Genomic DNA, 25,148 nt, shown 5'->3' on the forward strand with positions numbered 1-25,148 from the left:
GTCATTATTCTGAGGTGAAGCAATTTAAGTCAAGCTTGAATTGTCTTTCATCAACCCCATTGTCTTAAAGATTCATAGCGCATAAGCTGTCACATAACACTCCCACTTATTCAGATATGAGATGTCAATGAAACGCTTAACACATAAAATCCGTGATTTCGGCTGGTCAGTCAGCGACAGTTTTGCCGATACCACAACTCGTCAACGTATCATTAAGACCACCGGCGTCATCATAGGTGTGATTGCATCCATTATGGTCATTCTGATGGTGTGGTGGAGCATCGCCCCCAGTGAATTTGACCCCACTGAAAATGCCAGAATTATGGCATCTCAACAGCAACAACAACTGGTAACCGGTTATACATCCACAGCGACACTCATCACACTCGCTGAAAAGCTACTGGATAAACCGGGTGGCTACTTGAGCAATGATGTCATGCCACCATCCGTGTGGATGGACAATATCCCTCGCTGGGAGTTCGGTGTGCTGGTGCAGATTCGTGATTTTGCTCGGGTCTTGCGCAATGACATCAGTCGTTCACAATCACAATCACGTGAAGATGAGGATCTGGCGATTGCTGAACCTCAGTTTAACTTTAATTCCAACTCCTGGTTATTCCCGCCCACTGAACGTGAATACCGTGCGGGCATTAAGTCTCTTAAATCCTACTTAGCGAGATTGAGCAGTAATCAGGATGATGCTCAATTTTATGCCAGGGCCGATAACTTAGTCGCCTGGTTATCCGTGGCAGAAAAACGTCTTGGTAGCTTGTCACAGCGCTTAACCGCCAGTGTGGGTCAGGTCCGAATTAATACTGACTTAGCCGGTGATGCTGAGGCGCTGCAATCAACCCCTTTAGCAGATGAAGTGGTGACAAAAACGCCTTGGAATAAAATCGACGACGTATTCTACGAAGCGCGAGGAACAACCTATGCCCTCATCCATTTATTGAAAGCCGTCGAATATGATTTTTCTGATGTCTTAAGGAAGAAAAACGCTCTAGTCAGCCTTCGTCAGATCATTCGCGAACTGGAAGCCACACAGGAGCCGGTGTTAAGCCCGGTCATTTTGAATGGGAATGGGTTTGGCTTATTCGCTAACCATTCATTAGTGATGGCTTCTTACGTGTCTCGGGCCAATGCGGCTTTGATCGATTTAAGAGATCTGTTAAATCGAGGATAAAATCCTACAAAAGAAGGGTATTTGACCTATACATCAGGGCAAATCACCCAACCAGGTCAAAAAATAACATCTTATTATTGAATTATCCGGCCCCGGAACAGGGGCTGGAAGTTCAGATTTAATGGAGATGTTCATGTTGTTTCAACTTAAATCAATTAAGCCAGTTTTGCTTTCAGCAACACTGCTGCTTATTTCAGCACCATCAGTTTTTGCTGATGACAAACCTTACACCGTAACGAATGGCAATGAACTTGATGCCTCAAGTTATGCTGGCTTCAAACTGTATAGAAACTTCTGCGCCCGCTGTCATGGCACCTATGGTCAAGGTATGGTTGGGCCTAACTTAGCGGAAAGCCTGAAGGTAATTTCCAAAGACGAATTTTTTAATACGGTAGAGCATGGGAAAACGGGCACTATCGGCAGCATGCCGGCCTGGTCATCAAATGCAAAAGTGATGAAAGGCAGAGAAGACATTTATAACTATCTTAAAGCCAGAGCAGACGGCGCAATTGGCGAAGTAAAACCTAAAAAAGCCAATTAAAACAAGAAACGGCATTGAGGGCTGTAAACAGCCCTCAATAGTTAAGTTATCTTAGAACGCCCATTGGCTTCGAACCTGAAATACGGATGGTTCTTCATTATCATGCGGCCCACCATCGACTTCCAGCACGTCCACATAGTTAGCAGAAAAACGTAATGTTGGTGTTGGATACCAGTTCACACCATACGTCATTGCATCCGCTTCCCCACCATCAATACCGGCATCACTTAAATCAAGCGAGCTATAGCGCAAGGCCAGCTCCCAAGCACCATAACCACCTTCACCGACAATCGAGCTTGGTTTCACGCCACCCATCACACCATTTTTGTATTGGCGGGTCTCGCCGGTCAGGATATAACCCGCTTGCAGATACCAGCCATCAAAGTCGGCATCTTTACCGTTATTGCGATTCACCTTTGTGGTGATATATTCACCTTGTACAGAGTATGGCCCGTGACCAGCAGCCAGTTCAGCACCGATATTGTAATAATCTGCAACTGAAGTAATATCTCCAGTATCAATAATGCTCACACCAGATACATGTGATTCGGCCTCACTATCGAAGCCCACTTTTCCACTATCGCCAGTATCACGGTAGTTAAGGCCAAGACCTAAATGCACAAAATGCACACCATCGTTAATGGGAGCCCAGGTGCCACGAGCCGTTGCCCCCCAGCCTTCATCATTTTGACCACCTTTATTAGTGATGGAATCACCGAAGATGCCTGTCGCCCATGACCAGTGCGTTGTTTCATTACTCGCCATGATTCCCATCTTTCTTCCTGAAGAAAAAGCGTTAGGCAGCGCGCGTTCCATAAATAATGTGTTATTTGCACTGGTCAGATAATCTAAGCTGAACGGTGTTTTAAAATTACCGACAGTGATATCCATTGGCTCAAAGCCTGTATAGGCCAGGTAAGCATCCGTTATCCCCCTGCCATTTGACCCGGTACTGGCAAAATCATATTCGAGCTTAAAGTCCCACACGTTATACATTGTGCCCGAATAGGAAATCCTGGCACGGCGAAATTCTGAACCATCACCCATTTCAGGTTGACCACTATAGCTTGCCGCATCGGCTTGTAAGCGACCACCTAACTTACTTTCAAACTTACCGTCACGGGTCTTAACACCAATCCCTCACTTGACGATGACTTCAACATCTGAAGGCTTGGTCGCTTCAGCGAGTTTGGCATCGACTTGTTGTTTTTCTTGTTTTGCCTGAGCCTGATTTTGTTTTAATTCTGCCATCAAGCGACCATACTGGTCATCATTGACCATACCGTTTTCATGCAGCATATTAATCAGAGTTTCAATTTCAGATCCCGCATAGGCAGGACCCGATAATGCCGCCAGAACACCGGCAGCCAGCAGGCTTCTCTTTATCGTCATGTTCTTCTCCTTGTCTGAATTTTTAACACTACATAGCTGCAAAACAGCTTGTAATCTTAGTTAGCGGTTAAAAGGCGCTTATCATGACAGTTTTGTTACAACAATTACCCGATGTAAATCATGGAAATTAAAATAGACTTTCACTGGCAACTGACCCAGCACGGAAAACCGCATCACATTGATGACATTCTGTTTCAGATGCTGGAAGCCATTCAGCAGGAAGGATCGTTAAAACAAGCCACCGACAAACTTGGCGTGTCATATCGCTTTGCCTGGGGCTTATTGAATAAATGGGAAGCGTTACTTGGCCAGCCTTTAGTTATTCTTGAGCGAGGCCGAGGTGCGCGATTAGCTGTTGTCGGGGAGAAACTAATGCATGCGAACCGGCATCTCAGCGCCTCATTTTCTCCGGAATTGGATAACTTTTCCACCGAATTGAAACGTGAATTTGAAGCCATCTTGGATCATAGCCCCCGCGATACATTTAAAATTTTTACCAGTCATGGTCTAGCCGTTGGTGCACTAAAAGAATTACTCGATCAGCAATCTGACTTTTTATTGGATTTACATTTTCACGGCAGTCAGGAAAGTCTGAAAGCATTAAAAGCTGGTGATTGTCATATTGCAGGCTTCCATCTTCCGATTGGCGAGTTAAGACGTCACTTAATGAGCGACTATTTAAAACTACTTGATGAAAAACAACATCAATTGATCTATGTGGTTCGTCGGAATCAAGGTCTGATGGTTACCAGGGATAACCCGAAACACATCAACGATCTCAGCTCGCTGACTCAGGATGGGGTCACTTTTATCAACCGGCAAACGGGGTCGGCCACCCGCACATTATTTGATCAACTTCTTGTAGCGAATGCTATTTCCAGTGACCATATTAAAGGCTACTCACATGAAGAGTTCACACACATGGCAGTGGCAGCCATGGTGGCTAGTGGTGCTGCCGATATTGGCTTTGGTATCGCTCCCATTGCCGATAAATTCAATCTGGAGTTTATCCCCTTGGTATGGGAACACTACTGCTTGGCAGTACCGCAGCTATTAGTGGATGACCCAAGAGTACAGGCCATTATCAGTTTATTGAAAAGCCCGTCTTTCCATCGAAAAGTGAAAGATTTTAAAGGCTATGACACAACACGTTCTGGTCAGCTTGTGAGCTTTGATGAAATCTTCGCTTAACTACGCTGCCAGTGCCCGCTTTTCCCACCTGCTTTTTCCAATAGACGAATATTGGTCATCGTCATACCTTTATCAACCGCTTTACACATATCGTAAATGGTCAGAAGCGTGACTTGTACCGCGGTAAGCGCTTCCATTTCTACGCCCGTTTGACCACTGGTTCCCACTGTTGCCCGGCAATGTATAGAAGCTGTTTCACTGTCTAATACAAAATCGACTGACACCTTGGTCAACGCCAATGGATGACATAATGGCACTAAATCCGCTGTTTTTTTCGCCGCCATAATCCCAGCAATCCGGGCAATCCCTAATACATCGCCTTTTTTATGTCCGCCCTGTTCTACTAAATTAAATGTCTCCGGTAACATAACGATGGTGCCCTCAGCAATGGCAACACGGTCTGTCGTGGCTTTACCGCCAACATCAACCATATGTGCTTCACCTGCTTGATTAAAATGGGTCAAATCCGTCATCGCAAATGTTATCCTCTAACTTTAAATTAGCTGAAACGATCAACCAGATGAGTATTCAAGTCAAATTTTTTGCCAGTCTTCGAGAAAAACTCGGTCAAGCCGATATGGAACTGACTACTGCCAGTACCGCTCTAGATGCATGGAATCAGGCCACCCAAAATAAGCCTGTGCCGGATAATCTGCTTGTCGCTATCAATTTAGACTACGCAAAACTCAACACACCAGTACAAGACGGTGATGAAGTCGCCTTTTTCCCACCGGTAACCGGAGGCTAATATGGCGAGTTGGGTAAGTGACCATCTTATTGAGCCGTGGCAAATCATTGCTGAGCAACAGTCAGCGCAGAACTTAGCAGGTCAGTATGGCGCGACGGCCAGCTTTATCGGTTCTATGCGAGACTTTAGTGATCGTACTGATATAAAAAAGATGGTGCTTGAACATTACCCAGCGATGACCTCCCGCTACCTGGAAAAGTTAGAAGATATGGCAAGGCAAAAATGGCCATTACTCGATTGTCTGATAGTTCATCGTGTCGGGGAAGTCCACCCCGGAGATGCCATTGTCGTCATTGCCTGCTGGTCAGCGCATCGTCGTGCCGCGCTGGATGCTTGTGACTGGTTAATTGAAGAGCTGAAGTACAAAGCACCGTTCTGGAAAAAAGAGTTTACGAATGAAGGTGGACATTGGGTCACAGGGAACACTGATGGCCACTAACAAACAAGGAAAGTCATTATGATTACAGCATTGTATGCCAGCCTCTGCGCCTTACTGATTGTCAAATTATCACTGGGCGTTATCGCCGTCCGTCGCAAGCATAAAATCGGCTTGGGTGACGGTGGTAATGATGAATTACAAGCCGCTATCCGTGCCCAGGGAAATGCTACCGAATATATTCCCATCACCTTAATTTTGATGTTTCTACTGGAAAATATTGTGGTGTATAACTGGATAATTCACCTTGCCGGCATCACATTGCTAACCGGTCGGATCATTCATGCTATTGGCATCAAAAACCAGGATATAAAAAAGCGTGTTCTTGGCATGAAAATCACGCTTTATCTGATTATTGCCTTATCGATATTGAATATCGTCTATTTTGCTTTAGCCTATTTGATGCCGATCAATTGACTTTAATCGCTACTTAAACCGAGCTCATCCCAGATAGCATCAATGCGTTTGACCACTTCAGCATCTCGCACGATCGGCCGTCCCCATTCTCTATCGGTTTCACCCGGCAGTTTATTGGTGGCATCCATACCCATTTTAGAACCCAGTCCTGAGACCGGCGAAGCAAAGTCTAAATAATCAATGGGTGTATTTTCTACCAGCGTGGTATCCCGGGCAGGATCCATCCGCGTGGTGATCGCCCAAATCACATCTTTCCAGTCTCTTACATTGACATCATCATCCACCACAATCACAAACTTGGTGTACATAAACTGACGCAGGAAAGACCATACCCCCATCATCACGCGTTTGGCATGGCCGGGATACTGTTTTTTCATGCTCACTACAGCCATTCGGTAAGAACAGCCTTCTGGTGGTAGATAGAAATCAACAATTTCTGGAAATTGTTTTTGTAATATCGGCACAAACACTTCATTCAAGGCAACACCAAGAATAGCCGGTTCATCTGGTGGGCGACCGGTATAGGTGCTGTGGTAAATCGGATTCTGGCGTTGTGTTATTCGTTCGATAGTAAATACAGGAAAGCTATCCACTTCATTGTAATAACCCGTATGATCGCCATACGGCCCTTCTGGTGCCATATCATCGGGATAAATAAAGCCTTCCAGTACAATTTCCGCGTTAGCCGGTACTTGTAAATCATTACCCATACATTTGACTAATTCGGTTTTACTGCCACGCAGTAACCCTGCAAAAGCATATTCGGACAAAGTATCAGGCACAGGTGTGACAGCACCTAAAATGGTGGCTGGATCGCACCCCAAAACCACGCTAATAGGAAACGGCTCTCCCGGATGGGTCTGTTGCCATTCTTTAAAATCCAGTGCACCGCCACGATGTGATAACCAGCGCATAATCACTCGATTTTTGCCGATGACTTGTTGGCGATAAATGCCCAAGTTCTGCCGTTCCTTGTGCGGGCCTTTGGTCACCACCAGCCCCCAGGTAATTAAAGGCGCGGCATCTTCCGGCCAGCATAGTTGGATTGGATACTTTGCCAAATCAACATCATCGCCTTGCAACACCAATTCCTGACAAGCTGCCTTTTTGACTAGCTTGGGTGACATGGTCAGCACTTTTTTAAAGATGGGGAGTTTCTCCCACGCATCTTTCATGCCCTTGGGTGGTTCAGGTTCTTTCAGAAAAGCGAGTAACTTACCGATTTCACGTAAAGCCTCGACAGAGTCTTCTCCCATCCCCATCGCCACTCGTTTGGGTGTACCAAACAGATTCACTAACGCAGGAATATTAGATCCTTTCGGATTTTCAAACAGTAATGCCGGACCACCGGCTCGTAGCACGCGATCAGCAATTTCCGTCATTTCCAGTGCAGGATCGACTTCGGTTTTAATCCGTTTTAATTCACCCTGCTGTTCCAGGCCATTGATAAAGTCACGTAAATCGGTGTATTTCATTCAGTTACTCAGTTAACTACAGATTCAAGCTCTGATGAGCTTACGTCAGAATCTTACTGGATAACAAAGATCGGCTAAAGCCATAATACAAAGTATCTATCTAAAACACGCCTTTTTGCTACTCAACTCATATTAGAGTCGTCGCTAAGCATATTGAAGAAATTCAGTAATACCGACATTATGTCCGCCAAGTTTAATAATCTCAGCTCAAATCATGACAGAACATTACCAATATCAATCGAGACAAATTGAAAAAAATCCAGCGAAAGAATTCCGTTTTGGCGAGGGTCGAATTAGCTGTTATTTATCGTTTACACTCAGTGTATTAAGCCTTTTGGCCGTACTGGCCTATCTATATCCAGCTTATTTAACAACCGCCGCTCTGCGCGAGGTCTATGATGCTGAACAGTTACAACAAGTTTTGAAATACGCTATGTATTTCTCATTATTTTTTGCTGTATTGACCTTTGTCTTAAACAAGGGAAAATACAAAGCGTATGGTTTAGGCGCTATCACTTTAACCTTAATCGGCTTTGCTTTAGGTGGTTACAGCATCCCTATCGGTAATGTAGAGCCAAAAGAATTATCTTTGGGCATCGATTGGTTAATCCTGGCCTTTTTGGGTTCCGTTGCTATTTTCATGACAATGGAAAAGCTGTTTCCCAAATATCGAGATCAAGTTATCACCCGCCCTGAGTGGGGAATCGATATGTTTTATTTCTGCTTTAACCATCTGGCTATCTCCGCGATTTTGATTTTTGCCAACTATCATGCCAGCCATTTTGATAGGGCCGTGAGTCCATCGGTGCAGTCTGCCGTTCAAGCTATGCCCGTTTGGTTGCAAGTCATATTAATCGTCCTGGCAGCAGACTTTGTATTGTATTGGGAGCATCGGGCCTATCATGAAGTTAAAACTCTCTGGCCTATTCATGCGGTTCATCACTCTGTTGAACATCTGGACTGGTTAGCAGGATCCCGTGGTCATTTTGTGCAGGTATTTTCCGAACGCGCCATGGTAATGATCCCACTCTATTTACTGGGTGCGGATGAGTCGGCATTGAATATATATGTCACCTTTGCTGCTCTTCAGGCCATTCTGATTCACTGTAATGTGGATATTCCTTTTGGCCCCCTCAAGTATATTTTTGTCACACCACAATTCCATCATTGGCATCACAGCTCAGAGAAACCGGCTATTGATACCAACTACTCAGCTCACACAGTGTTGTTTGATCGCTTATTCGGTACCTATCATCTCCCAGGAAATTACTGGCCTGCCGAATACGGCACAACAGTTCGGCTACCACGACATATTCTCGGACAGACTTGGTACCCGATCTATCGCTGGAAACAACGGCTAGGCAAAAAAGTCTCTTGAATAATGACTATTGGGTCTAAGATAACTTAGGCCTATAATGAAAAATAATTAAATCAGTCAGTTGGAGGTTGTTATGGCTGGAGGATGGTCCCGAGATGGGGCAGTACAAGATCAAATAGATGCCAGTGTTGATGACGCGATTCAACAAGCGCGCTCACGTTTACCACAAGGCGAAAGTCTGACGCATTGTGAAGAATGTGATGCTGAAATTCCTGAAGGTCGTCGTAAGGCCATTCCAGGCGTTTACCTGTGTGTAAAATGCCAGCAGGAAATAGATAACGAAAATAAAGCCGCTAGTATGTTTAACCGGCGAGGCAGTAAAGACAGTCAACTACGCTGAGTAGAAATGTACTCAAATAAAAAAGGGCGAATAGCCCTTTTTTAATGCCAGTAAACAATTAAGTTTTTCTCACCATTTCATTTGTCACAAAAATGTCATACGCTTCATTCATAATCGTAATATTTTGATATAGCCGCTATTTAGTTCTTTTTCGGTCACTTTATGGAGTTGACAATGACAAGCACAGAACAGGTAAGCAGTCCCCGCAAAAAATTACTCACCCCTGCCCAGGTTAAACGCTGTAAAACGATAGCTGCTTCCACCAATGACTATAGTGCCCGAGCCAATGTTTTACTTGCTATCCATAGCGGTGCCAGTCAAATGCAGGCAGCAACACAAACTGGACTGACTATCGGTCAGGTACGTTATTGGGCTGCTCGGTTTCGTCAACTTGGTATGGATGCCTTCCCTTCCAGCTCAAATGAAAATCCAGCCCAAAGTGCTCAAACAGCAGATGCCTTAACTGAAGAAAAACCTAAAAAAGTCAAAAGCAAAGATAAGAAAAAATCAAAAGCCGACAAAACCAAAAATAAAGATAAAAAATCTAAAAAAGATAAGTCCGCTAAAAAAGACAAGAAAAAAGCCAAAGATAAAAAGAAAACTAAAAAATAGTCGCATTTTTCACTACCGTAATTACTACGGAGAAACAAACTCAGTTGGGCGAAATCTTCGACGTCTGTTTTTCAAAGACGCTGACGATCATAGTATTTGGTTTTCATTATTGAGATCACTTGAGCTTGAGCATTCAAATATAAATTGACTGTGAGCGATTTATTGTTCAGCCTGATCCGTCTCTAGCTGAAAATGACCTATATTTAAGAGAGAATAGATAATGAAAAAATACCTTGCTTTAATCCCTCTGCTTTTTCTTGCACAACAGGCGTTTGCTGTAGATGCAGAGCATGAAGAAGCCTACAAAAAACACTACAGTGAGCAACTCCGTCCCATGGTGATCAAAAAGCTCGGTATGGACAGACCCGATCTGAGTGCAGCGGCAATTAAAAGAGAAGCCGATGCTTATGTGCAGAAAATGGCAGGATGTCAGCTGGAAGGCTTAGGCATCTTCCCTGAAAAATATCGCGAAAAAGCGATTATGCCTGTTGCGAAAGGCGGTGATGTCGCACAAGCCACACAAGCCCTGAATGAAGAACTTAAAAAAGATATCGATGCTGGCAAAATTTCTAAAGATGAAGTGATGACCATTATCCAGTCAGCACAACAAACTGTGCAGATTTGTGCAAACTCTTAATAAAAATAACGCGATAGAATAAAAAAGGGCCTTTCGGCCCTTTTTTTATTTATGCAGCAATACCAGAATGTCTTAATAAGGCATCTATTTCAGGCTCGCGGCCACGGAATGCAATGAATAATTCCATCGGTTCTTTTGAACCGCCCTGCTCCAGAATATTATTCAAAAATTCCAGCCCCGTTTCGCGATCAAAAATGCCTTTTTCTTCAAATTTAGAAAATGCATCGGCTGATAAAACTTCTGCCCACTTATAGCTGTAATAACCAGCGGCATAACCACCAGCAAAGATATGACCAAAGCTATGAGCAAAGCGATTAAATTTTGGTGGCTGTACCACGGCAACCTGATCGCGTACTTCGGCCAGAATTTTATCCACTTGATTTCCACCTTCTGGATCAAATTCCAGATGCAAACGGAAATCAAAAATAGAGAATTCGAGCTGACGCACCATCATCATCGCTGACTGGAAATTACGCGCCGCAATCATTTTTTCATACAGTTCTTCAGGCAGTTTTTCACCGGTTTCATAATGACCAGAAATGAGATCTAAGGCTTCTCTTTCCCAACACCAGTTTTCCATAAACTGACTAGGTAACTCGACAGCATCCCAAGCCACACCATTAATTCCTGACACACCCGCATAATCAATTTTTGTCAGCATATGATGCAGACCATGACCAAATTCATGGAATAAGGTGGTAACTTCATCATGAGTAAACAAGGCTGGTTTATCACCGACAGGCTCAGAGAAATTACAGGTCAGGAAAGCCACAGGAGTTTGCAGCCCCTTGGCCGTTTTCCGACGCACCAGACATTCATCCATCCACGCGCCACCACGCTTATGCTGGCGAGCATATAAATCCAGATAAAACTGGCCACGTAAGTTGCCGTTTGATTCGCGAATTTCAAAGAAGCGGACATCTTTATGCCAGGTATCAATATCGGTACGTTCACTGATAACCAAACCATATAGGCGGTTGACGACAGCAAATAAGCCACTAACGACTTTATCTTCGGGAAAGTATGGCTTTAACTCTTCTTGAGAAATGCTATAGCGTTGCTGGCGTAATTTCTCAGCAAAGTACGTGACATCCCAAGCTTGTAATTCATCCATGCCTGCCGTTTCTTTTGCGAAGGCTTTCAGTTCTTCAAATTCTTTAACCGCAATGGGTTTACTTCGCTCGGCCAGGTCATTCAGAAAGTCCATCACTTGTTCCGGACTTTGTGCCATTTTTGTTGCCAGTGATCGCTCAGCATGGTTAGCAAAGCCAAGTAAGTTAGCTAAACGATGACGAAGTTTGAGAATATCCGCCATGACCTGCGTATTGTCCCACTGTCCGGCATTCGGTCCCTGGTCAGAGGCTTTGGTCGCAAATGCGGTGTACATTTCTTCGCGGAATTCACGATTATCCGCATAAGACATGACCGGCATATAAGACGGGAAATCCAGTGTGAACAACCAGCCATTAACATTATCACGTTTGGCAAATTGCTCTGCCATGGCAATGGTGGATTCGGGTAATCCAGATAACAATTCTTTATCCGTAACATGCTTTTTCCAACCGTGTGTCGCATCCATCAGATTTTCTTCAAACTTAGCACTCAATTCGGTCAGTTTTTGCGTGATATTTTTATATTCATCGCGATCGGCCTGATTTAGCTCAACCCCGGATAAACGGAAATCCCTGACCGCATTATCAATGACTTTTTTCTGAGCCGTATCGAGTGACTGATAAGCCTCACTCTCAGCCAATTGTTTATATGCGCGATACAGGTCTTCATTCTGACCCAGCTCGGTACCGAACTCACTCAGCATAGGCAAACACGCATTGTAGGCTTTTCTTAACTCATCAGAATTCACCACTGAATTCATGTGACTCACCGGCGACCAGACACGATCAATTGATACATCGATATCTTCCATCGGCTCGACAAGGGTTTCCCATGTCGGATGACTGACTTGAGTGAGTAGTTTATCTACTGCTTGCCGAGCCTGACTGATGGCTTGCGTCACCGCAGGCTCAACATGCTCAGGTTTAATCTCAGAGAAAGGCGGTAATACATAATTTTCTAATAATGGATTGCTCATTGGGCGTCTCAATTTTGGCTGTTGTTTAATGATACGACAATTAATTCAATAAGTTATCGTCATCATTCTGCAACATAACATTCATCATGCTGCAATATTTATTCGATAGTGTGCCCTCAAAATACTAAGGAAACGACACATTATGCAAACACAAGTGAGTCATAAAGAGAAGTTAAAAGTTCGCAGCGTCTGGATTTCTGATATCCATCTGGGATTTCGTGGTTGCAGCGCAGACTTTTTACTGGATTTTTTGCATAAGGTCGAATGCGATTATTTATACCTGGTAGGAGATATTGTTGACGTCTGGGAAATGAAAAAACGTATGTTTTGGCCTCAGGCACATAACAACGTTGTTCGTACCTTATTAGGTAAAGCAAAACATAACACCAAAGTCATCTACGTACCTGGCAATCATGATGAGTTATTGCGTGACTTCAATGGCGCGGTATTCGGTAATATCGAAATTCAAAATGAAATGATTCACACCACGGCGGATGGTAAAAAACTGCTCATTCTGCATGGTGATCAATTCGACAGTGTGGTCAAAATTTCTCCCTTACTGGCAAAATTAGGCGGACGACTCTATGACTATCTGCTGAGAGCGAACCGGCTTGTTAATTATGTTCGCCGTAAAATGGGTTTCTCTTACTGGTCACTGGCAGCATTCTTAAAACATAAAGTGAAAAATGCGGTGCAGTACATCAGTAATTTTGAAGAAGCGGTGGCCCATGAAGCAGCCAAACAAGGAGTTGATGGTGTTGTTTGTGGTCATATTCATCGCGCAGAAATCACCCGTATTAATAATGTCGATTACTTCAACTGTGGTGACTGGGTAGAAAGCTGTACAGCTTTAGTTGAGCACCCTAATGGCAAAATGGAAATTTTGTACTGGGCCGACATCATCGAACAACCGCAAGCCATCGCTCAGGCAGCCTAATGAAAATCGTCATCATCACCGATGCCTGGGAACCCCAGGTAAATGGGGTGGTACGCACCCTGAAGCAGACCCGTAAACATTTAATCGAGCTGGGTCACGATGTTCATCTAATTACCCCTGAACAGTTTAAGACTGTCCCCTGCCCGACTTATCCGAGCATTCCATTATCGTTATTTCCAGGCAGAAAGGTTAGTAAATTACTCGATTCCTATCAGGCTAATGCCGTCCATATTGCTACTGAAGGTCCTCTAGGGATGGCAGCAAGAAGATGGTGTATTAAAAACGATGTGCAATTTACCACCTCTTATCATACGCAGTTCCCTGAATATGTCCGTTTGCGCCTTCCCATTCCATTGAGATGGAGTTATGCCTGGTTTCGACGTTTTCATGGCAAAGCCGTGCATACACTGGTTCCAACAGCCTCTCAAAAGCAACGTCTGATTTCTCATGGTTTCAAGAATGTTGAAGTATGGGGACGAGGTGTGGACACAGATATATTCTCACCTGATAATCCAAAACAGCTTGGTTTAACCGGTCCTGTGTTTATGAATATGGGACGCGTAGCTATTGAGAAAAATATTGAAGCCTTTCTGCAGTTAGACATTGACGGTAATAAGGTGGTGGTGGGTGATGGCCCGGATCTCGAACACCTGCAGCAAAAATATCCTGACGTTACCTTTACTGGAGCTAAATTTGGCAGAGAGCTCGCCTCTTATGTCGCTGCAGCAGATGTCTTTGTTTTCCCAAGTAAGACAGATACTTTCGGTCTGGTATTACTGGAAGCGATGGCCTGCGGAGTTCCCATCGCAGCCTACCCTGTCACAGGACCGGCTGACATCGTACAACAGGGGGTGACCGGATTTCTTGATGACGATCTCACAACAGCTGCGAAAAAAGCCTTAACACTGTCTGCTGACGATTGTATTGAGTATGCAAAAAATCATAGCTGGATGGCCTGTACAAGAGTATTTTCAGACTTCATGTTCAATAATCAGCAGAGCAGTAAACTGGAAGATACCGATATCACAAATCACTCATTTTGGTGTCTTTAAAATCCGTCCTGTTGTTTTTTTGCAACTCAGTTCACATTACCATGTCATAAACGCAACAGATGACTTGCATTGCTATAAGTCCGCGTGCGATTATTTCTCGGGTCGATAAGAATAAAATTTAAAGGATCATAATTCGATGTCTACCCTGAGCTCAGTTTTCAAACTCGGTTTTTTGGCAACAGTATTGCTGCTCACTGGCTGTGCCACAAGCAACAATCCCAAAGACCCTCTTGAGGGATATAACCGTGCAATGTACAAGTTTAACGACACAGTGGATAAAGCCATCCTGAAACCTGTAGCTAAGGGATACGACACGGTAATGCCTGCCCCACTTAGCCAAGGCGTGAGCAACTTTTTTAGTAACCTCAACGACATCACTGTGATTATCAACGATTTATTACAGTTCAAATTTAAACAAGCGGCGAACGATACTGGCCGTTTTGTATTGAATACAACGGTTGGTGTCGCCGGTATTTTTGATGTGGCTAGCCTCAGTGGTAACTACAAAAATAATGAAGATTTTGGCCAAACGTTAGGAGCTTGGGGAGTAGAACCAGGTGCTTATATCGTGCTGCCATTTTTCGGACCAAGAACGGTACGTGACTCATTTGGCCTGGTAGGTGATTACTACACTGATCCTGTGACCTATGTTGAGGGTCCTGGTGCTCGTAATGCATTCCGTGGTGTTCGCATAGTTGATAACCGTGCCAATTTATTAAAAGCTGAAAAAGTACTTGATGAAGCAGCAGCTTCAGATGAATACAGCTATGTAAGAGATGCCTATCTTCAGCATCGAGAATATCTTGTCCATGACGGTCATCCTCCAACTAGTGATGATGATTTTGATTTGTTTGACGAATGATCTAACGACAAGTCGCAAGCGAGTCCTTATAATGATTAGCCGGGTATATCCCGGCTTTTTCATATCTAAAATTAACATTTAATCCACATGGAAGCTCATGACAACTATTCTGTTTATATCAGCCATTATCGCTGGATTCGTGATTTTGATTTGGGGAGCAGATCGATTTGTTGATGGAGCCGCAAACATCGCCACCAATTTTGGTGTATCACCGCTAATCGTTGGTCTTACCATTGTTGGTTTTGGCACATCCGCCCCAGAAATGTTGGTTTCAGCACTGGCTGCTATCGACGGTGCTCCGGCTTTGGGTATTGGTAATGCCATTGGCTCTAACATTACCAATATTGGTCTGGTACTGGCTATCACCTTACTTATTGCCCCTTTGACCGTGCATTCTGACACTTTAAAACGTGAATTTCCCGTCTTATTGTTCGTGATGGCATTGTCATTAGTATTATTACTCGATGGTGAATTGAATAGGATGGACGGCATTATCCTATTCAGCGGATTTATTATTACCTTGGCCGGAATGGCTTGGTTAGCTATCAAAGGGAGTAATAAGCAGGATCCGTTGGAAGCAGAGTTTGAAGCAGAATACGGCACCACTAAAATGACCGGGAAACAGGCGACATTTTATTTTGTGATTGGCCTTATCGCGTTGTTAATCGGATCTAAATCCCTAGTATGGGGTGCAACAGGTATTGCTCACCTGCTTGGCGTCAGTGACTTAATCATTGGTCTGACAGTGGTCGCTATTGGTACCAGCTTACCTGAGCTGGCCGCATCTGTTGTGTCGGCATTGAAAAATGAACATGACATCGCCGTCGGTAACATTCTGGGTTCTAATATATTTAATATTCTCGCGGTATTGGCCATGCCTGGATTGATTGCGCCTTCCCACATTGATCCTATGTTACTTTACAGAGATATTCCTTTCATGATTGGATTATCCGTCGGCCTATACTGCTTCGCCCGTTTCAGCCAGAATGGGCGAATTGGCCGTGTTGCCGGTGTACTGATGTTAGTCGTTTATGTCACATACAATGGCTTGCTTGTTTATCAAAACACACCAGGATTAAGTTAAACGTGATCGATAAAGAAAAACTCAGCACACTTGCCAAAGCTGTGATTGATACGGAAATTGAGGCTATTCAGGCATTACATGAACGTATCAATGAAGACTTCATGCGTGCCTGTGAGTTTATGCTCAACTGCCAGGGACGCGTAGTCGTCATTGGTATGGGCAAATCAGGTCATATTGGCAGTAAATTAGCTGCGACGCTTGCTAGCACCGGCACTCCCGCGTTTTTTGTTCATCCCGGCGAAGCCAGCCATGGTGATTTGGGGATGATTACCGATAAAGACGTCGTCCTTGCTCTATCCAACTCTGGTGAAACCAGTGAAATTCTGACCATCCTGCCATTGATTAAACGCCTGGGCATTCCATTTATCGCCATGACAGGCAGACCTGAATCGACTTTAGCGACCTGTGCGACAGCGCATATAGATGTGAGTGTTGCGCGAGAAGCCTGTCCACTAGGTCTTGCCCCAACCTCAAGCACCACAGCAGCTTTGGTAATGGGAGATGCCCTGGCAGTAGCTTTACTCGAAACCCGTGGTTTTACAGCTGAAGATTTTGCCCGCTCTCACCCGGGCGGCTTGTTAGGACGTCGTTTATTACTTCGCGTTTCTGACATTATGCATACTGGAGATGCTATCCCCGAAATCAATGAACATGCTCTCATCAGTGAAGCATTGATTGAAATGACCAACAAAGGTCTGGGCATGACGGCAGTGGTCGATGAAAAACAACACATTCTGGGCGTATTCACTGATGGCGACTTACGCCGGGTGTTATCTCAGGAAATAAACATTCATACAGAAAAATTGTCAGACTATATGACGCGGCAGTGTAAAACGGGGACGGCTGAGATGCTGGCCGCCGAAGCATTAGAATTAATGCAGCGGTTTAAAATTAATGCCTTACTGATAGTGGATAAACAGCAGCAATTATGTGGTGCGATTAATATGCACGATCTGCTTCGGGCAGGCGTCGTTTAAGAGAAACTCATGCAAGATATTTTAGAAAAAGCAAAAAAGGTAAAACTCGTCGTATTCGATGTGGACGGTGTGTTAACCAATGGTCAAATCATCATTGGTGATAATGGTGAAGAATACAAAGCCTTCCATTCACGCGACGGACATGGGATGAAACTGTTGCAATATACTGGTGTTGAAATTGCCATTATTACTGGCCGCACCTCCCGTACAGTTGAACATCGAATGCAAAGTTTAGGTATAAAATACGTTTACCAGGGCCAACGAGTAAAACTGCCGGTTTTCCAGCAACTGATAAAAGAACTTAAATTATCGCCGGAACAATGTGCCTATGTTGGCGATGATTGGGTAGACTTATCTATCATGAGTCGTGTTGGACTCGCCATAGCGGTTCAAGATGCTGACCCGATTGTAAAAAAACATGCTCACTTTATTACCACCTCAAAAGGGGGGCACGGTGCTGCTCGTGAAGTGTGTGAGTTGATAATGGAAGGACAGGGAAACCTGCAAGACCAAATTGAACGCCATTTTTAATCTACCTCGTTATCTACGCATCTTATTGCCTCTGGTAGCCATCCTGAGCATCTGGCTCCTATTGTCAGGCGAAAACGAACCTGTTGAAGCTGAAAAGAACGATATTCATCGCAGCAGTGATTACGCAATGACTGATTTTACAATGACGATCATGGATATCAATGGCACGCCGGCCAGGGTTATAAAAGGTAAAGAAATGGCTCATTACCCAGCCGATGACAGTACTGAAATCATTGATCCCATTGCAGAATTCTTAAAGCCGGGTAAAGACTCATGGGTCATCACCTCAGATCATGGTCACACCCAGGGTGATAACAAAACTATCCTGTTAACTGGAAATGTTATTATCACTAATGAGAACGATCCGGCATTTAAAATGCTGACCGATAAGTTAACTTTAGATACACAATACAATACTGCATATACTGACCATGCTGTCACCATCAAAACCCCAAATGGCGATACTGAGTCAGTAGGTTTACATGCAGATATGAATGATGAAACCATTAACCTGCATTCCAGGGTGAAAGGACAATATGATGCACCTGCTAACTAAGTTATTAACGGTATGTTTGATGTTACCAGCAATCAGTTGGGCGTTGCCGAGTGACCGTGAAAAGCCGATTAATATCGAAGCCGACCATGCTCAGATGGATGATCAGGAAGGTGTCACCCAATACAAAGGAGATGCCATCCTCACGCAGGGTACATTAAAAATCACTGGTGATATCATCACGTTTTACTACAATGAAAATAAACAGCTGACCAAGGCTGTCGCAGTAGGGAAACTGGCCACCTATCAACAAGTTCACAAACCAGGCGAATCACCTGTCAAAGCGAAAGCGATTCGTATGGAATATTATGCAGATAAGCAAAAAATTTATCTGATTGGTGAAGGTCACGTCTGGCAAAATGGTGATGAATTCATCGGTAATCGTATAGAGTATGACATTGCTAAAAATGTTGTCAGTGCTAACTCTGCACCTGTGAATGTGGGTGGCGAAACGCATGATTCAGGTCGTATCCACATGATCATCCAACCCATGACTCAGCAGAAAAAAGCTAAGCCAACCACACCTAAGCCTAAAGCGGTTGACACACCTGAAGTAGCCGCGCCAGCTGAAAAAGCACCCGTTCAAGCTGAAGAAGCCACACCGACAACACCCAAACCTGCCGCTGAAGCACCATTGTCAGTTAAGGAATACCCTGAAGTCATTACCACCAGCCGTTTAAATGTCCGCACAGGTCCAGGAACAGGTTATCAACGTCTGGGCACTCTCGACCAAAATCTTCGTGTGATCATTTTAAGCCGCCAACAAGGCTGGGCCCAAGTCAGAGGTACGCTTAATGGAGAGACCGTGATTGGTTGGGTGAATGATTATTATCTAGAAGCGATAGACAACTAATGAGTATCCTTTCAGCCCATCAGCTTGCTAAGCAATATGGCGATAGGCAAGTTGTTAAAGACATATCACTGGACGTCAATAGTGGTGAAATTGTAGGTTTGTTGGGCCCTAATGGCGCCGGTAAAACAACCAGCTTTTATATGATTGTTGGTTTAGTGCCCGTTGATCACGGTTATATTTATCTCGATCAACAAGAACTTACCCATTATGCCATCCATGATCGAGCTAAACTGGGCATTGGTTATTTGCCTCAGGAAGCCTCGGTTTTTCGTAAGCTCAGTGTGGAAGATAACCTTTATGGCATCATTGAGACTCGCACCGAACTGAATGATCTTTCCAAACAACAACTACTCGAACAGTTACTAAAAGATTTCCATATTGAACATATCCGTCACTCAAAAGGCATGGCTTTATCAGGGGGAGAACGAAGACGTGTAGAAATTGCCCGTGCACTCGCGATGGATCCTCAATTCATTTTATTAGACGAACCTTTTGCTGGCGTAGATCCGATTTCAGTTCTGGATATTCAAGGCATCATTCAAGAATTGGCAGCACGAGGAATTGGTATATTAATTACTGATCATAACGTCCGTGAAACGCTCAAAGTTTGTCAACGAGCTTATATCTTTAACGAAGGTGAAGTAATTGCCCGTGGAACGCCTGAAGACATTCTTAAAGATAAAAATGTGTTAAGTGTCTATCTGGGCCGTGATTTCAGGATGTGACATAACTAGCGGAAGAGTAATCTGTTCAGTTACCATAGAAACAGATCTACTTTGGCTATGTCTATGAATTTAAGATGGCTTTTCATTATTTCTGTATTTTTTTACAGTAGTGCAGCATACACTGAAGAAAATACAAAAAATAACGATCTTAAGCATGTCACGATAAAACTTCACTGGGAGCATCAGTTTCAGTTCGCAGGCATCTATGCTGCCAAAGAGAAAGGCTTTTACCGCCAGGCAGGGTTGGATGTAGAGATACTTAGCGGTTACAACCATCCCTACGATGAAGTGGAAAACGGAAATGTCGACTTTGGCATATCCGGCACCGGAATAGTCATGGAATATATGAAAGGCCGACCCTTTGTCGCATTGGGAGCCACCTTTCAGAGTAGTCCATATGTATGGTTAGTTAAAGCTGACTCTGGTATTTATTCTGCAGCAGATTTTATCGGCAGAACCATCAACCGGCAGTCTGAAGCTGATGATTTAACGGCTATTTTTCTGCAGCAGCATGTTGATACGTCTAAGATCAATTTTGTACCCCCCAGTAAAAACTACCTCAATGATCTGATCAGTGGTCGCATCGATGGCGTCACAGCCTATATTTCCAATGAACCCTTTTACATGCAAGAACAGAATGAACCCTATAGGGTTATTTCACCCAGGGATTATGGCATTAATTTCTACAGCGACATCCTCTTTACAACTGAACAATATATTGATGACAACCCAGATCTGGTAGATGCGTTTCGAAATGCGACCTATCGAGGATGGGCATACACCGCCGAACACCCTGATGAAATCATCGATTTGGTTCTGGAGAAATATAATCCTCAACATAAAACACCTGCTCATGTTCACTATGAAGCAGAACAATTATTAAAGCTTAGTCTTTATCCAACGGTCGAGTTCGGTCATATCACGGTCAGTCGCTGGAAACAAATTGCTGACGTTTATGAAAGCTTGGGTATTAACAAGAAACAACGAGATCTGGATGAATTTATCTATACAGAACCTGACAATGAAGTTCTGATGTTTAAATGGCTGGTGATGATCCTTGGCAGCCTTAGTCTTGTCATCATTATTTTCTATCTGTTCAAACGCCATCACAATCAGATATTAACAGAAGAGATCCAAACCAAGACTGAATCAATTAAACAAGAGTTGGAGAACCGTTCTGCTTTAGAAGCCACCGCGAAACAGGAAAGTCTTAAACTGCAGACATTACTCGACAATACTATTGATAGTGTCATTACTATCGATGGTAATGGCATTATTGTCAGCTTCAATAAAGCATCGGTACAACTCTATGGTTACGAGGCCGATGAAATTATCGGCCAAAACATAACGGCATTAATGCCTGCCAGTTATCGAGATATGCATAAATTAGGAATGTCACGGTTTTTATCCACCGATGAAAGCCGGATTATTGGCAAACCGATAGAATTAGAAGCACTTCATAAAAGTGGCACTATTTTTCCGATTGAATTAACCATCAGCCATTTCAAATGGGATGAAAAACATTTTTTTACCGGTATTGCCCGCGATATTTCCAGACAAAAAGCAGAACAAAAGGCATTGCTCCAAGCTAAATTAGAAGCGGAACGTGCCAATAAAGCTAAATCTGAATTTTTATCCGCCATGAGTCATGAACTCAGAACCCCTTTAAACGGTATTTTAGGTTTTTCTCAACTGCTTCTGACAGATAATGATCCGCCACCTTCACAACAACAACGCCATCAAATCAAACAAATTATTGAAAGCGGTGAACACCTGTTAAACCTGATCAATGACGTACTCGAACTATCTAAAATCGAGTCTGGGAATATTCAATTATCCACTGAGCATATTCCAATCAAGCATGTTTTTGATGCGTGTTTACCTATGTTGGAAACGATGGCAAAAAAATATGATGTAGAGATCACTTTGCCAGAACAGAATGACACCGTCGTGGTTGCCGATCTGACCAAATTAAAACAAGTCTTTATTAACTTAGTCACTAACGCCATCAAGTACAATAAAGCGGGTGGTCAGGTTATTATCACTACGCGATTGGTCCCACAAAATGGGTGTTTGAAAATGACGATTACCGATACGGGTCATGGCATTCCAATCAGTAAACAAGCCCATGTTTTTACTGCATTTGAACGCCTGGGTCAGGAATATGCCAATATCGAAGGCAGTGGCGTCGGACTCAGCATCAGTAAACGTCTGATCGAAGCAATGGGGGGTAAAATTGATTTTGCCAGTACAGAAGGTCAAGGTAGTAGCTTCTGGATTGAGCTTCCTTTATCAACACAACAACCGGCTTGGCAATCGGAACAACGTCCGGCTTTGGAGGCGCTTAACAAGCAGATTTCAGCAAGACGTAACGATACACAACTGAATACTGAACCACGGCAGGTGCTTTATATCGAAGACAATCCAGCCAATATTCGCTTGATAGAAGTCTTCTTCTCACGCTACCCACAAGTCACGTTTCATAATTGTGTATCCGCCGAAGATGGGCTCGAATTTATCCATCAACAACGGCCTGATCTCATATTGATGGATATTAATTTACCCGGTATGTCAGGTATCGAGGCGACAAGAATACTCAAAAATTCAGATGAATTTAAAGATATTGCTGTTATTGCCCTGACGGCGGCAGCTATGCAGGAAAATAAAGACTCTGCAAAAGGCTTGTTTACAGCCTATGTAACCAAACCGATCGACTTTACTCAATTAACCCAACTAGTTCGCCCCTATCTCTGAGTTAATTTTTTAATTCAGACTCCGGTGGGAAAAATAAGCGAGGCTCAACACGTTCGTTATTAAGGCTAACACCAAGATGCAGGTGAGGCCCTGTCACTCGGCCAGTGGCACCTACGGCACCAATAATATCGCCCTGTTTAACTGTCTGACCATCTTGCACATCAAGACGGCTCAAGTGACAAAACATAGTGATCAACCCTTGGCCGTGATCAATAAATACCGTATTGCCATTAAAAAAGTAATTACCTGTTCCCCTTACAATTCCCGTAGCAGGCGCATGAATTGGCGTTCCGGTTTTAGCAGCGATATCCATTCCACTGTGCGGATTTCTGGGTTCGCCATTAAAGACTCGGCGACGACCAAATAAGCCACTTACCCGGCCTTTTATTGGCCAGACAAAGTTAACAGGTTCATTATTAGTCTCTGTCCAGGCAGTTAACGCCTCTTGAATACGGCTGGATTCCTGGTTAATCCGCTTCATATCTATAGGATTCGGATTTACTTTTCGCTCATCATTCACCGTAATGTATTGCGTCGGATACTGTTTATCCTTAATCGAAAATAACTGAGTACTTTTCTCTTCGCCACGCTTTACTACAATTCGTAAAGTACCTGCTTTGGAGGCTAATGGAATGCCAACTACGGCTTGCCAAAGTCCATCCGCTTTTACGACCATGACCGGTTTATCTTCAAAATACACATCAGGCTTTGTTTGGTGGCTATTCCCTACAGATAAAATCATTACTCCGCCCGGCACGGCAGATTGTTCGGGTAATTTAGCCAAAACGTCCGAGCAGATTAATAATAAAACTGAAAATAACCATGCTCTACTTTTCATCAACTTTCTTCACCTCACAACTCAGTTGGCCTTGGTGTAACCTTACTAATACGCTATCACCGGGAGCAACCTCAGATGCCACGGTAATGACTTCACCGGAATTCTGCTTGCTAGTAATGCTATAGCCTCTGTCCAGTGTATTCAGGGGACTGACCGCGGCAAGCGTTCTCACCTGTTGTGCCAGAAACTGTCTTGCCTTATCGAGATGCTGATGTATTAATCGATGGTTTTGTTTACTCAGCGTTTGCAAAGCATTTTGCTGTTCACGTAGTTGAGACAATGGAACCTGTCTCTGCAATCTGAGCTGTAATGAAGAAAATTGCAGATTAATACTTTTCTGATGAGTTCTGTACGCCGTCTGCAAACGATGAGTCAGACTTTTTAGTACAGATCGCTGCTTTTCGATTTGTGCTCTGGGATGTTTTAATCTGACAGATAAATAATCCAGCTTTTGCTGGTAATTCAGCAATTGGTGATGCCAGGCAGAGTCCAACATACGTTTTTGTTGCGTTAGCCATTGCGTTTGTTGACGTAATATCAACTCTGGTCTGGGCAATGCTCTGTGCAAATGTTGTAAATGACGTTGTTCAGAGGTAAGACGATGACGAATAATATGCGTTAATTGCTGCTGATAGCGCTGAAAATTCAACACATATTGCTGCACATCCGGCACGGCTAACTCTGCGGCAGCTGATGGTGTTGGTGCTCTGACATCAGCGACAAAGTCACAAATCGTAAAATCAATCTCATGTCCAACAGCAGAAATAATCGGCAACTCACAAGCAAAAATGGCCCTTGCTAACTGCTCATCATTAAAGCTCCAGAGATCTTCCAGTGAGCCACCACCTCGGCCAATAATAATGACATCACAATCACGTCGCTGATCCGCGAGTTTAACAGCGGCAATTAATTGTCCTGCTGAATTTTCGCCTTGAACGGCGACGGGATATAACACCACATCAACGGCTGGAAAACGGCGTTTCAGCACACTGACAATATCATGCACAGCAGCACCGTCTGGCGATGAAATAATGCCTATGGATTTAGGTAATATTGGTAATGTTTTTTTGTGCGTCTGATCAAACAGACCTTCTTGACCAAGTCGGTGCTTCAGAGCCTCATATGCTCGCTGTAATGCACCACTTCCCGCCTCTTCCATATGCTCAACAATGAGCTGAAACTCACCACGTCCCTCGTATAAGCTAACCCGCACCCGTAACAAAACCTGCATACCGTTTTCAGGGGTAAAGCGTAATTGGTTATTACGATTCCGGAACATGGCACAACGAACTTGCGCGGCTTCATCTTTTAAAGTGAAGTAAATGTGTCCTGAGGCGGGCATGGCCAAATTTGATATCTCGCCTTCAACCCAAATCAATGGAAATGAGCCTTCCAGCAGCACACGGGCTTCTCTGACTAAACGTGAAACCGGGTACACATCTTTCACTGCGCGATTTGCTAATGCGCTTGTTTGATTAGATGTAGATTGTACTGCCATAACACTAGATATTCCTGATATAATTGCACGATCATATTACAGGTA

Annotated in this window: 27 protein-coding genes; 20 read left to right on the top strand and 7 right to left on the bottom strand. The window is 43.8% G+C overall.

Going from position 1 to position 25,148, the window contains the following annotated elements:
* Positions 1-127 precede the first annotated feature (127 nt).
* Both QQL60_RS10130 and QQL60_RS10135 read left to right on the top strand, forming a co-directional pair.
* Complete coding sequence (locus QQL60_RS10130) at positions 128-1,183, top strand: DUF2333 family protein (RefSeq protein ID WP_007146889.1); 1,056 nt, start codon at positions 128-130, stop codon at positions 1,181-1,183.
* A gap of 133 nt (positions 1,184-1,316) precedes the next feature.
* Complete coding sequence (locus QQL60_RS10135; RefSeq protein WP_007146890.1) at positions 1,317-1,724, top strand: c-type cytochrome; 408 nt, start codon at positions 1,317-1,319, stop codon at positions 1,722-1,724.
* Between the two features lie 51 nt (positions 1,725-1,775).
* Here the strand turns inward: QQL60_RS10135 and QQL60_RS10140 are convergent, their stop codons facing one another.
* A complete protein-coding gene (locus tag QQL60_RS10140) occupies positions 1,776-2,861 on the bottom strand; it encodes an OprO/OprP family phosphate-selective porin (protein WP_284723330.1) in 1,086 nt (361 codons plus the stop codon).
* Positions 2,862-2,864: 3 nt separating this feature from the next.
* Entirely contained in the window at positions 2,865-3,116 is a 252-nt protein-coding gene (locus tag QQL60_RS10145) for a hypothetical protein (protein WP_284723237.1), read from the bottom strand.
* Positions 3,117-3,236: 120 nt separating this feature from the next.
* On the opposite strand from QQL60_RS10145, the gene QQL60_RS10150 reads away from it, so the two are divergent.
* The gene (locus QQL60_RS10150; protein WP_007146892.1) at positions 3,237-4,307 is read left to right on the top strand and encodes a substrate-binding domain-containing protein; all 1,071 of its coding nucleotides are present in this window, start codon (positions 3,237-3,239) and stop codon (positions 4,305-4,307) included.
* On the opposite strand, the gene moaC is transcribed toward QQL60_RS10150, so the two are convergent.
* Entirely contained in the window at positions 4,304-4,780 is a 477-nt protein-coding gene (gene moaC, locus QQL60_RS10155; RefSeq protein ID WP_007146893.1) for a cyclic pyranopterin monophosphate synthase MoaC, read from the bottom strand. The two genes, QQL60_RS10150 and moaC, sit on opposite strands and share 4 nt — an antisense overlap.
* A gap of 47 nt (positions 4,781-4,827) precedes the next feature.
* Between moaC and moaD the strand changes: the two genes are divergently transcribed.
* Genes moaD through QQL60_RS10170 form a run of 3 tightly spaced genes read left to right on the top strand, consistent with a single transcriptional unit; the run spans position 4,828 to position 5,908 of the window.
* Positions 4,828-5,055, top strand: a complete 228-nt coding sequence (gene moaD, locus QQL60_RS10160; protein ID WP_007146894.1) for a molybdopterin converting factor subunit 1 — start codon at positions 4,828-4,830, stop codon at positions 5,053-5,055.
* 1 nt (position 5,056) lies between these two features.
* Positions 5,057-5,494, top strand: coding sequence for a molybdenum cofactor biosynthesis protein MoaE (locus QQL60_RS10165; RefSeq protein ID WP_284723238.1), 438 nt, complete (start codon positions 5,057-5,059; stop codon positions 5,492-5,494).
* A gap of 18 nt (positions 5,495-5,512) precedes the next feature.
* Positions 5,513-5,908, top strand: a complete 396-nt coding sequence (locus QQL60_RS10170) for an MAPEG family protein (RefSeq protein ID WP_273178740.1) — start codon at positions 5,513-5,515, stop codon at positions 5,906-5,908.
* A 2-nt stretch (positions 5,909-5,910) separates the two neighbouring features.
* On the opposite strand, the gene ubiD is transcribed toward QQL60_RS10170, so the two are convergent.
* Positions 5,911-7,383: a 4-hydroxy-3-polyprenylbenzoate decarboxylase gene (ubiD, locus tag QQL60_RS10175; RefSeq protein ID WP_284723239.1), complete on the bottom strand. Its 1,473-nt coding sequence runs from the start codon at positions 7,381-7,383 to the stop codon at positions 5,911-5,913.
* 214 nt (positions 7,384-7,597) lie between these two features.
* Here ubiD and QQL60_RS10180 point away from each other — a divergent pair, with 214 nt between their 5' ends.
* From QQL60_RS10180 to QQL60_RS10195, 4 genes are all read left to right on the top strand, one after another.
* Positions 7,598-8,761 (top strand): sterol desaturase family protein, encoded by a 1,164-nt coding sequence (locus QQL60_RS10180; RefSeq protein WP_284723240.1) that lies wholly within the window; start codon positions 7,598-7,600, stop codon positions 8,759-8,761.
* A 73-nt stretch (positions 8,762-8,834) separates the two neighbouring features.
* Positions 8,835-9,101 carry a DksA/TraR family C4-type zinc finger protein gene (locus tag QQL60_RS10185; protein ID WP_007146900.1) on the top strand — a complete coding sequence of 89 codons (267 nt, stop codon included), beginning with the start codon at positions 8,835-8,837 and terminating at the stop codon, positions 9,099-9,101.
* A 174-nt stretch (positions 9,102-9,275) separates the two neighbouring features.
* Positions 9,276-9,713, top strand: coding sequence for a helix-turn-helix domain-containing protein (locus tag QQL60_RS10190; protein WP_284723241.1), 438 nt, complete (start codon positions 9,276-9,278; stop codon positions 9,711-9,713).
* A gap of 220 nt (positions 9,714-9,933) precedes the next feature.
* Positions 9,934-10,350, top strand: a complete 417-nt coding sequence (locus QQL60_RS10195; protein WP_007146902.1) for a hypothetical protein — start codon at positions 9,934-9,936, stop codon at positions 10,348-10,350.
* Between the two features lie 49 nt (positions 10,351-10,399).
* Here the strand turns inward: QQL60_RS10195 and prlC are convergent, their stop codons facing one another.
* A complete protein-coding gene (prlC, locus tag QQL60_RS10200; protein ID WP_284723242.1) occupies positions 10,400-12,439 on the bottom strand; it encodes an oligopeptidase A in 2,040 nt (679 codons plus the stop codon).
* Positions 12,440-12,581: 142 nt separating this feature from the next.
* On the opposite strand from prlC, the gene QQL60_RS10205 reads away from it, so the two are divergent.
* From QQL60_RS10205 to QQL60_RS10250, 10 genes are all read left to right on the top strand, one after another.
* Positions 12,582-13,376, top strand: a complete 795-nt coding sequence (locus tag QQL60_RS10205) for a UDP-2,3-diacylglucosamine diphosphatase (protein ID WP_007146904.1) — start codon at positions 12,582-12,584, stop codon at positions 13,374-13,376.
* The gene (locus QQL60_RS10210) at positions 13,376-14,428 is read left to right on the top strand and encodes a glycosyltransferase family 4 protein (RefSeq protein ID WP_007146905.1); all 1,053 of its coding nucleotides are present in this window, start codon (positions 13,376-13,378) and stop codon (positions 14,426-14,428) included. The genes QQL60_RS10205 and QQL60_RS10210 overlap by 1 nt, the downstream gene beginning before the upstream one ends.
* A 136-nt stretch (positions 14,429-14,564) precedes the next feature.
* Complete coding sequence (locus QQL60_RS10215) at positions 14,565-15,290, top strand: MlaA family lipoprotein (protein ID WP_007146906.1); 726 nt, start codon at positions 14,565-14,567, stop codon at positions 15,288-15,290.
* Between the two features lie 97 nt (positions 15,291-15,387).
* Positions 15,388-16,374 (top strand): calcium/sodium antiporter, encoded by a 987-nt coding sequence (locus tag QQL60_RS10220; RefSeq protein ID WP_007146907.1) that lies wholly within the window; start codon positions 15,388-15,390, stop codon positions 16,372-16,374.
* Positions 16,375-16,376: 2 nt separating this feature from the next.
* Positions 16,377-17,351, top strand: a complete 975-nt coding sequence (locus QQL60_RS10225) for a KpsF/GutQ family sugar-phosphate isomerase (RefSeq protein WP_007146908.1) — start codon at positions 16,377-16,379, stop codon at positions 17,349-17,351.
* A gap of 9 nt (positions 17,352-17,360) precedes the next feature.
* On the top strand, positions 17,361-17,882 hold the full coding sequence (gene kdsC, locus QQL60_RS10230; RefSeq protein ID WP_273178729.1) for a 3-deoxy-manno-octulosonate-8-phosphatase KdsC: 522 nt from the start codon (positions 17,361-17,363) through the stop codon (positions 17,880-17,882).
* Positions 17,866-18,438 carry an LPS export ABC transporter periplasmic protein LptC gene (gene lptC, locus QQL60_RS10235; protein ID WP_284723243.1) on the top strand — a complete coding sequence of 191 codons (573 nt, stop codon included), beginning with the start codon at positions 17,866-17,868 and terminating at the stop codon, positions 18,436-18,438. Before kdsC ends, lptC begins: the two co-directional genes overlap by 17 nt.
* The gene (lptA, locus tag QQL60_RS10240; RefSeq protein ID WP_284723244.1) at positions 18,422-19,288 is read left to right on the top strand and encodes a lipopolysaccharide transport periplasmic protein LptA; all 867 of its coding nucleotides are present in this window, start codon (positions 18,422-18,424) and stop codon (positions 19,286-19,288) included. The genes lptC and lptA overlap by 17 nt, the downstream gene beginning before the upstream one ends.
* Positions 19,288-20,013: an LPS export ABC transporter ATP-binding protein gene (lptB, locus tag QQL60_RS10245; RefSeq protein WP_007146912.1), complete on the top strand. Its 726-nt coding sequence runs from the start codon at positions 19,288-19,290 to the stop codon at positions 20,011-20,013. The genes lptA and lptB overlap by 1 nt, the downstream gene beginning before the upstream one ends.
* A gap of 63 nt (positions 20,014-20,076) precedes the next feature.
* Positions 20,077-22,767 carry an ABC transporter substrate-binding protein gene (locus tag QQL60_RS10250; RefSeq protein WP_284723245.1) on the top strand — a complete coding sequence of 897 codons (2,691 nt, stop codon included), beginning with the start codon at positions 20,077-20,079 and terminating at the stop codon, positions 22,765-22,767.
* Position 22,768: 1 nt separating this feature from the next.
* Here QQL60_RS10250 and QQL60_RS10255 read toward each other — a convergent pair whose 3' ends face one another.
* Together QQL60_RS10255 and xseA are read right to left on the bottom strand one after the other, a co-directional pair.
* The gene (locus tag QQL60_RS10255) at positions 22,769-23,605 is read right to left on the bottom strand and encodes a peptidoglycan DD-metalloendopeptidase family protein (RefSeq protein ID WP_284723246.1); all 837 of its coding nucleotides are present in this window, start codon (positions 23,603-23,605) and stop codon (positions 22,769-22,771) included.
* On the bottom strand, positions 23,595-25,103 hold the full coding sequence (gene xseA, locus QQL60_RS10260; RefSeq protein WP_284723247.1) for an exodeoxyribonuclease VII large subunit: 1,509 nt from the start codon (positions 25,101-25,103) through the stop codon (positions 23,595-23,597). The genes QQL60_RS10255 and xseA overlap by 11 nt, the downstream gene beginning before the upstream one ends.
* Between the last annotated feature and the right edge of the window lie 45 nt (positions 25,104-25,148).

The sequence above is a fragment of the Methylophaga thalassica genome (assembly GCF_030159795.1).
Lineage (GTDB): Bacteria > Pseudomonadota > Gammaproteobacteria > Nitrosococcales > Methylophagaceae > Methylophaga > Methylophaga thalassica.

What these genes read in the sequence shown, in the direction of transcription:
- QQL60_RS10130 (WP_007146889.1), top strand. Translation starts at nt 128, where the DNA reads ATGAAACGCTTAACACATAAAATCCGTGATTTCGGCTGGTCAGTCAGC.
- QQL60_RS10135 (WP_007146890.1), top strand. Translation starts at nt 1,317, where the DNA reads ATGTTGTTTCAACTTAAATCAATTAAGCCAGTTTTGCTTTCAGCAACA.
- QQL60_RS10145 (WP_284723237.1), bottom strand. Translation starts at nt 3,116, where the DNA reads ATGACGATAAAGAGAAGCCTGCTGGCTGCCGGTGTTCTGGCGGCATTA.
- QQL60_RS10150 (WP_007146892.1), top strand. Translation starts at nt 3,237, where the DNA reads ATGGAAATTAAAATAGACTTTCACTGGCAACTGACCCAGCACGGAAAA.
- moaC (WP_007146893.1), bottom strand. Translation starts at nt 4,780, where the DNA reads ATGACGGATTTGACCCATTTTAATCAAGCAGGTGAAGCACATATGGTT.
- moaD (WP_007146894.1), top strand. Translation starts at nt 4,828, where the DNA reads ATGAGTATTCAAGTCAAATTTTTTGCCAGTCTTCGAGAAAAACTCGGT.
- QQL60_RS10165 (WP_284723238.1), top strand. Translation starts at nt 5,057, where the DNA reads ATGGCGAGTTGGGTAAGTGACCATCTTATTGAGCCGTGGCAAATCATT.
- QQL60_RS10170 (WP_273178740.1), top strand. Translation starts at nt 5,513, where the DNA reads ATGATTACAGCATTGTATGCCAGCCTCTGCGCCTTACTGATTGTCAAA.
- ubiD (WP_284723239.1), bottom strand. Translation starts at nt 7,383, where the DNA reads ATGAAATACACCGATTTACGTGACTTTATCAATGGCCTGGAACAGCAG.
- QQL60_RS10180 (WP_284723240.1), top strand. Translation starts at nt 7,598, where the DNA reads ATGACAGAACATTACCAATATCAATCGAGACAAATTGAAAAAAATCCA.
- QQL60_RS10185 (WP_007146900.1), top strand. Translation starts at nt 8,835, where the DNA reads ATGGCTGGAGGATGGTCCCGAGATGGGGCAGTACAAGATCAAATAGAT.
- QQL60_RS10190 (WP_284723241.1), top strand. Translation starts at nt 9,276, where the DNA reads ATGACAAGCACAGAACAGGTAAGCAGTCCCCGCAAAAAATTACTCACC.
- QQL60_RS10195 (WP_007146902.1), top strand. Translation starts at nt 9,934, where the DNA reads ATGAAAAAATACCTTGCTTTAATCCCTCTGCTTTTTCTTGCACAACAG.
- prlC (WP_284723242.1), bottom strand. Translation starts at nt 12,439, where the DNA reads ATGAGCAATCCATTATTAGAAAATTATGTATTACCGCCTTTCTCTGAG.
- QQL60_RS10205 (WP_007146904.1), top strand. Translation starts at nt 12,582, where the DNA reads ATGCAAACACAAGTGAGTCATAAAGAGAAGTTAAAAGTTCGCAGCGTC.
- QQL60_RS10210 (WP_007146905.1), top strand. Translation starts at nt 13,376, where the DNA reads ATGAAAATCGTCATCATCACCGATGCCTGGGAACCCCAGGTAAATGGG.
- QQL60_RS10215 (WP_007146906.1), top strand. Translation starts at nt 14,565, where the DNA reads ATGTCTACCCTGAGCTCAGTTTTCAAACTCGGTTTTTTGGCAACAGTA.
- QQL60_RS10220 (WP_007146907.1), top strand. Translation starts at nt 15,388, where the DNA reads ATGACAACTATTCTGTTTATATCAGCCATTATCGCTGGATTCGTGATT.
- kdsC (WP_273178729.1), top strand. Translation starts at nt 17,361, where the DNA reads ATGCAAGATATTTTAGAAAAAGCAAAAAAGGTAAAACTCGTCGTATTC.
- lptA (WP_284723244.1), top strand. Translation starts at nt 18,422, where the DNA reads ATGCACCTGCTAACTAAGTTATTAACGGTATGTTTGATGTTACCAGCA.
- lptB (WP_007146912.1), top strand. Translation starts at nt 19,288, where the DNA reads ATGAGTATCCTTTCAGCCCATCAGCTTGCTAAGCAATATGGCGATAGG.
- QQL60_RS10250 (WP_284723245.1), top strand. Translation starts at nt 20,077, where the DNA reads ATGAATTTAAGATGGCTTTTCATTATTTCTGTATTTTTTTACAGTAGT.
- QQL60_RS10255 (WP_284723246.1), bottom strand. Translation starts at nt 23,605, where the DNA reads ATGAAAAGTAGAGCATGGTTATTTTCAGTTTTATTATTAATCTGCTCG.
- xseA (WP_284723247.1), bottom strand. Translation starts at nt 25,103, where the DNA reads ATGGCAGTACAATCTACATCTAATCAAACAAGCGCATTAGCAAATCGC.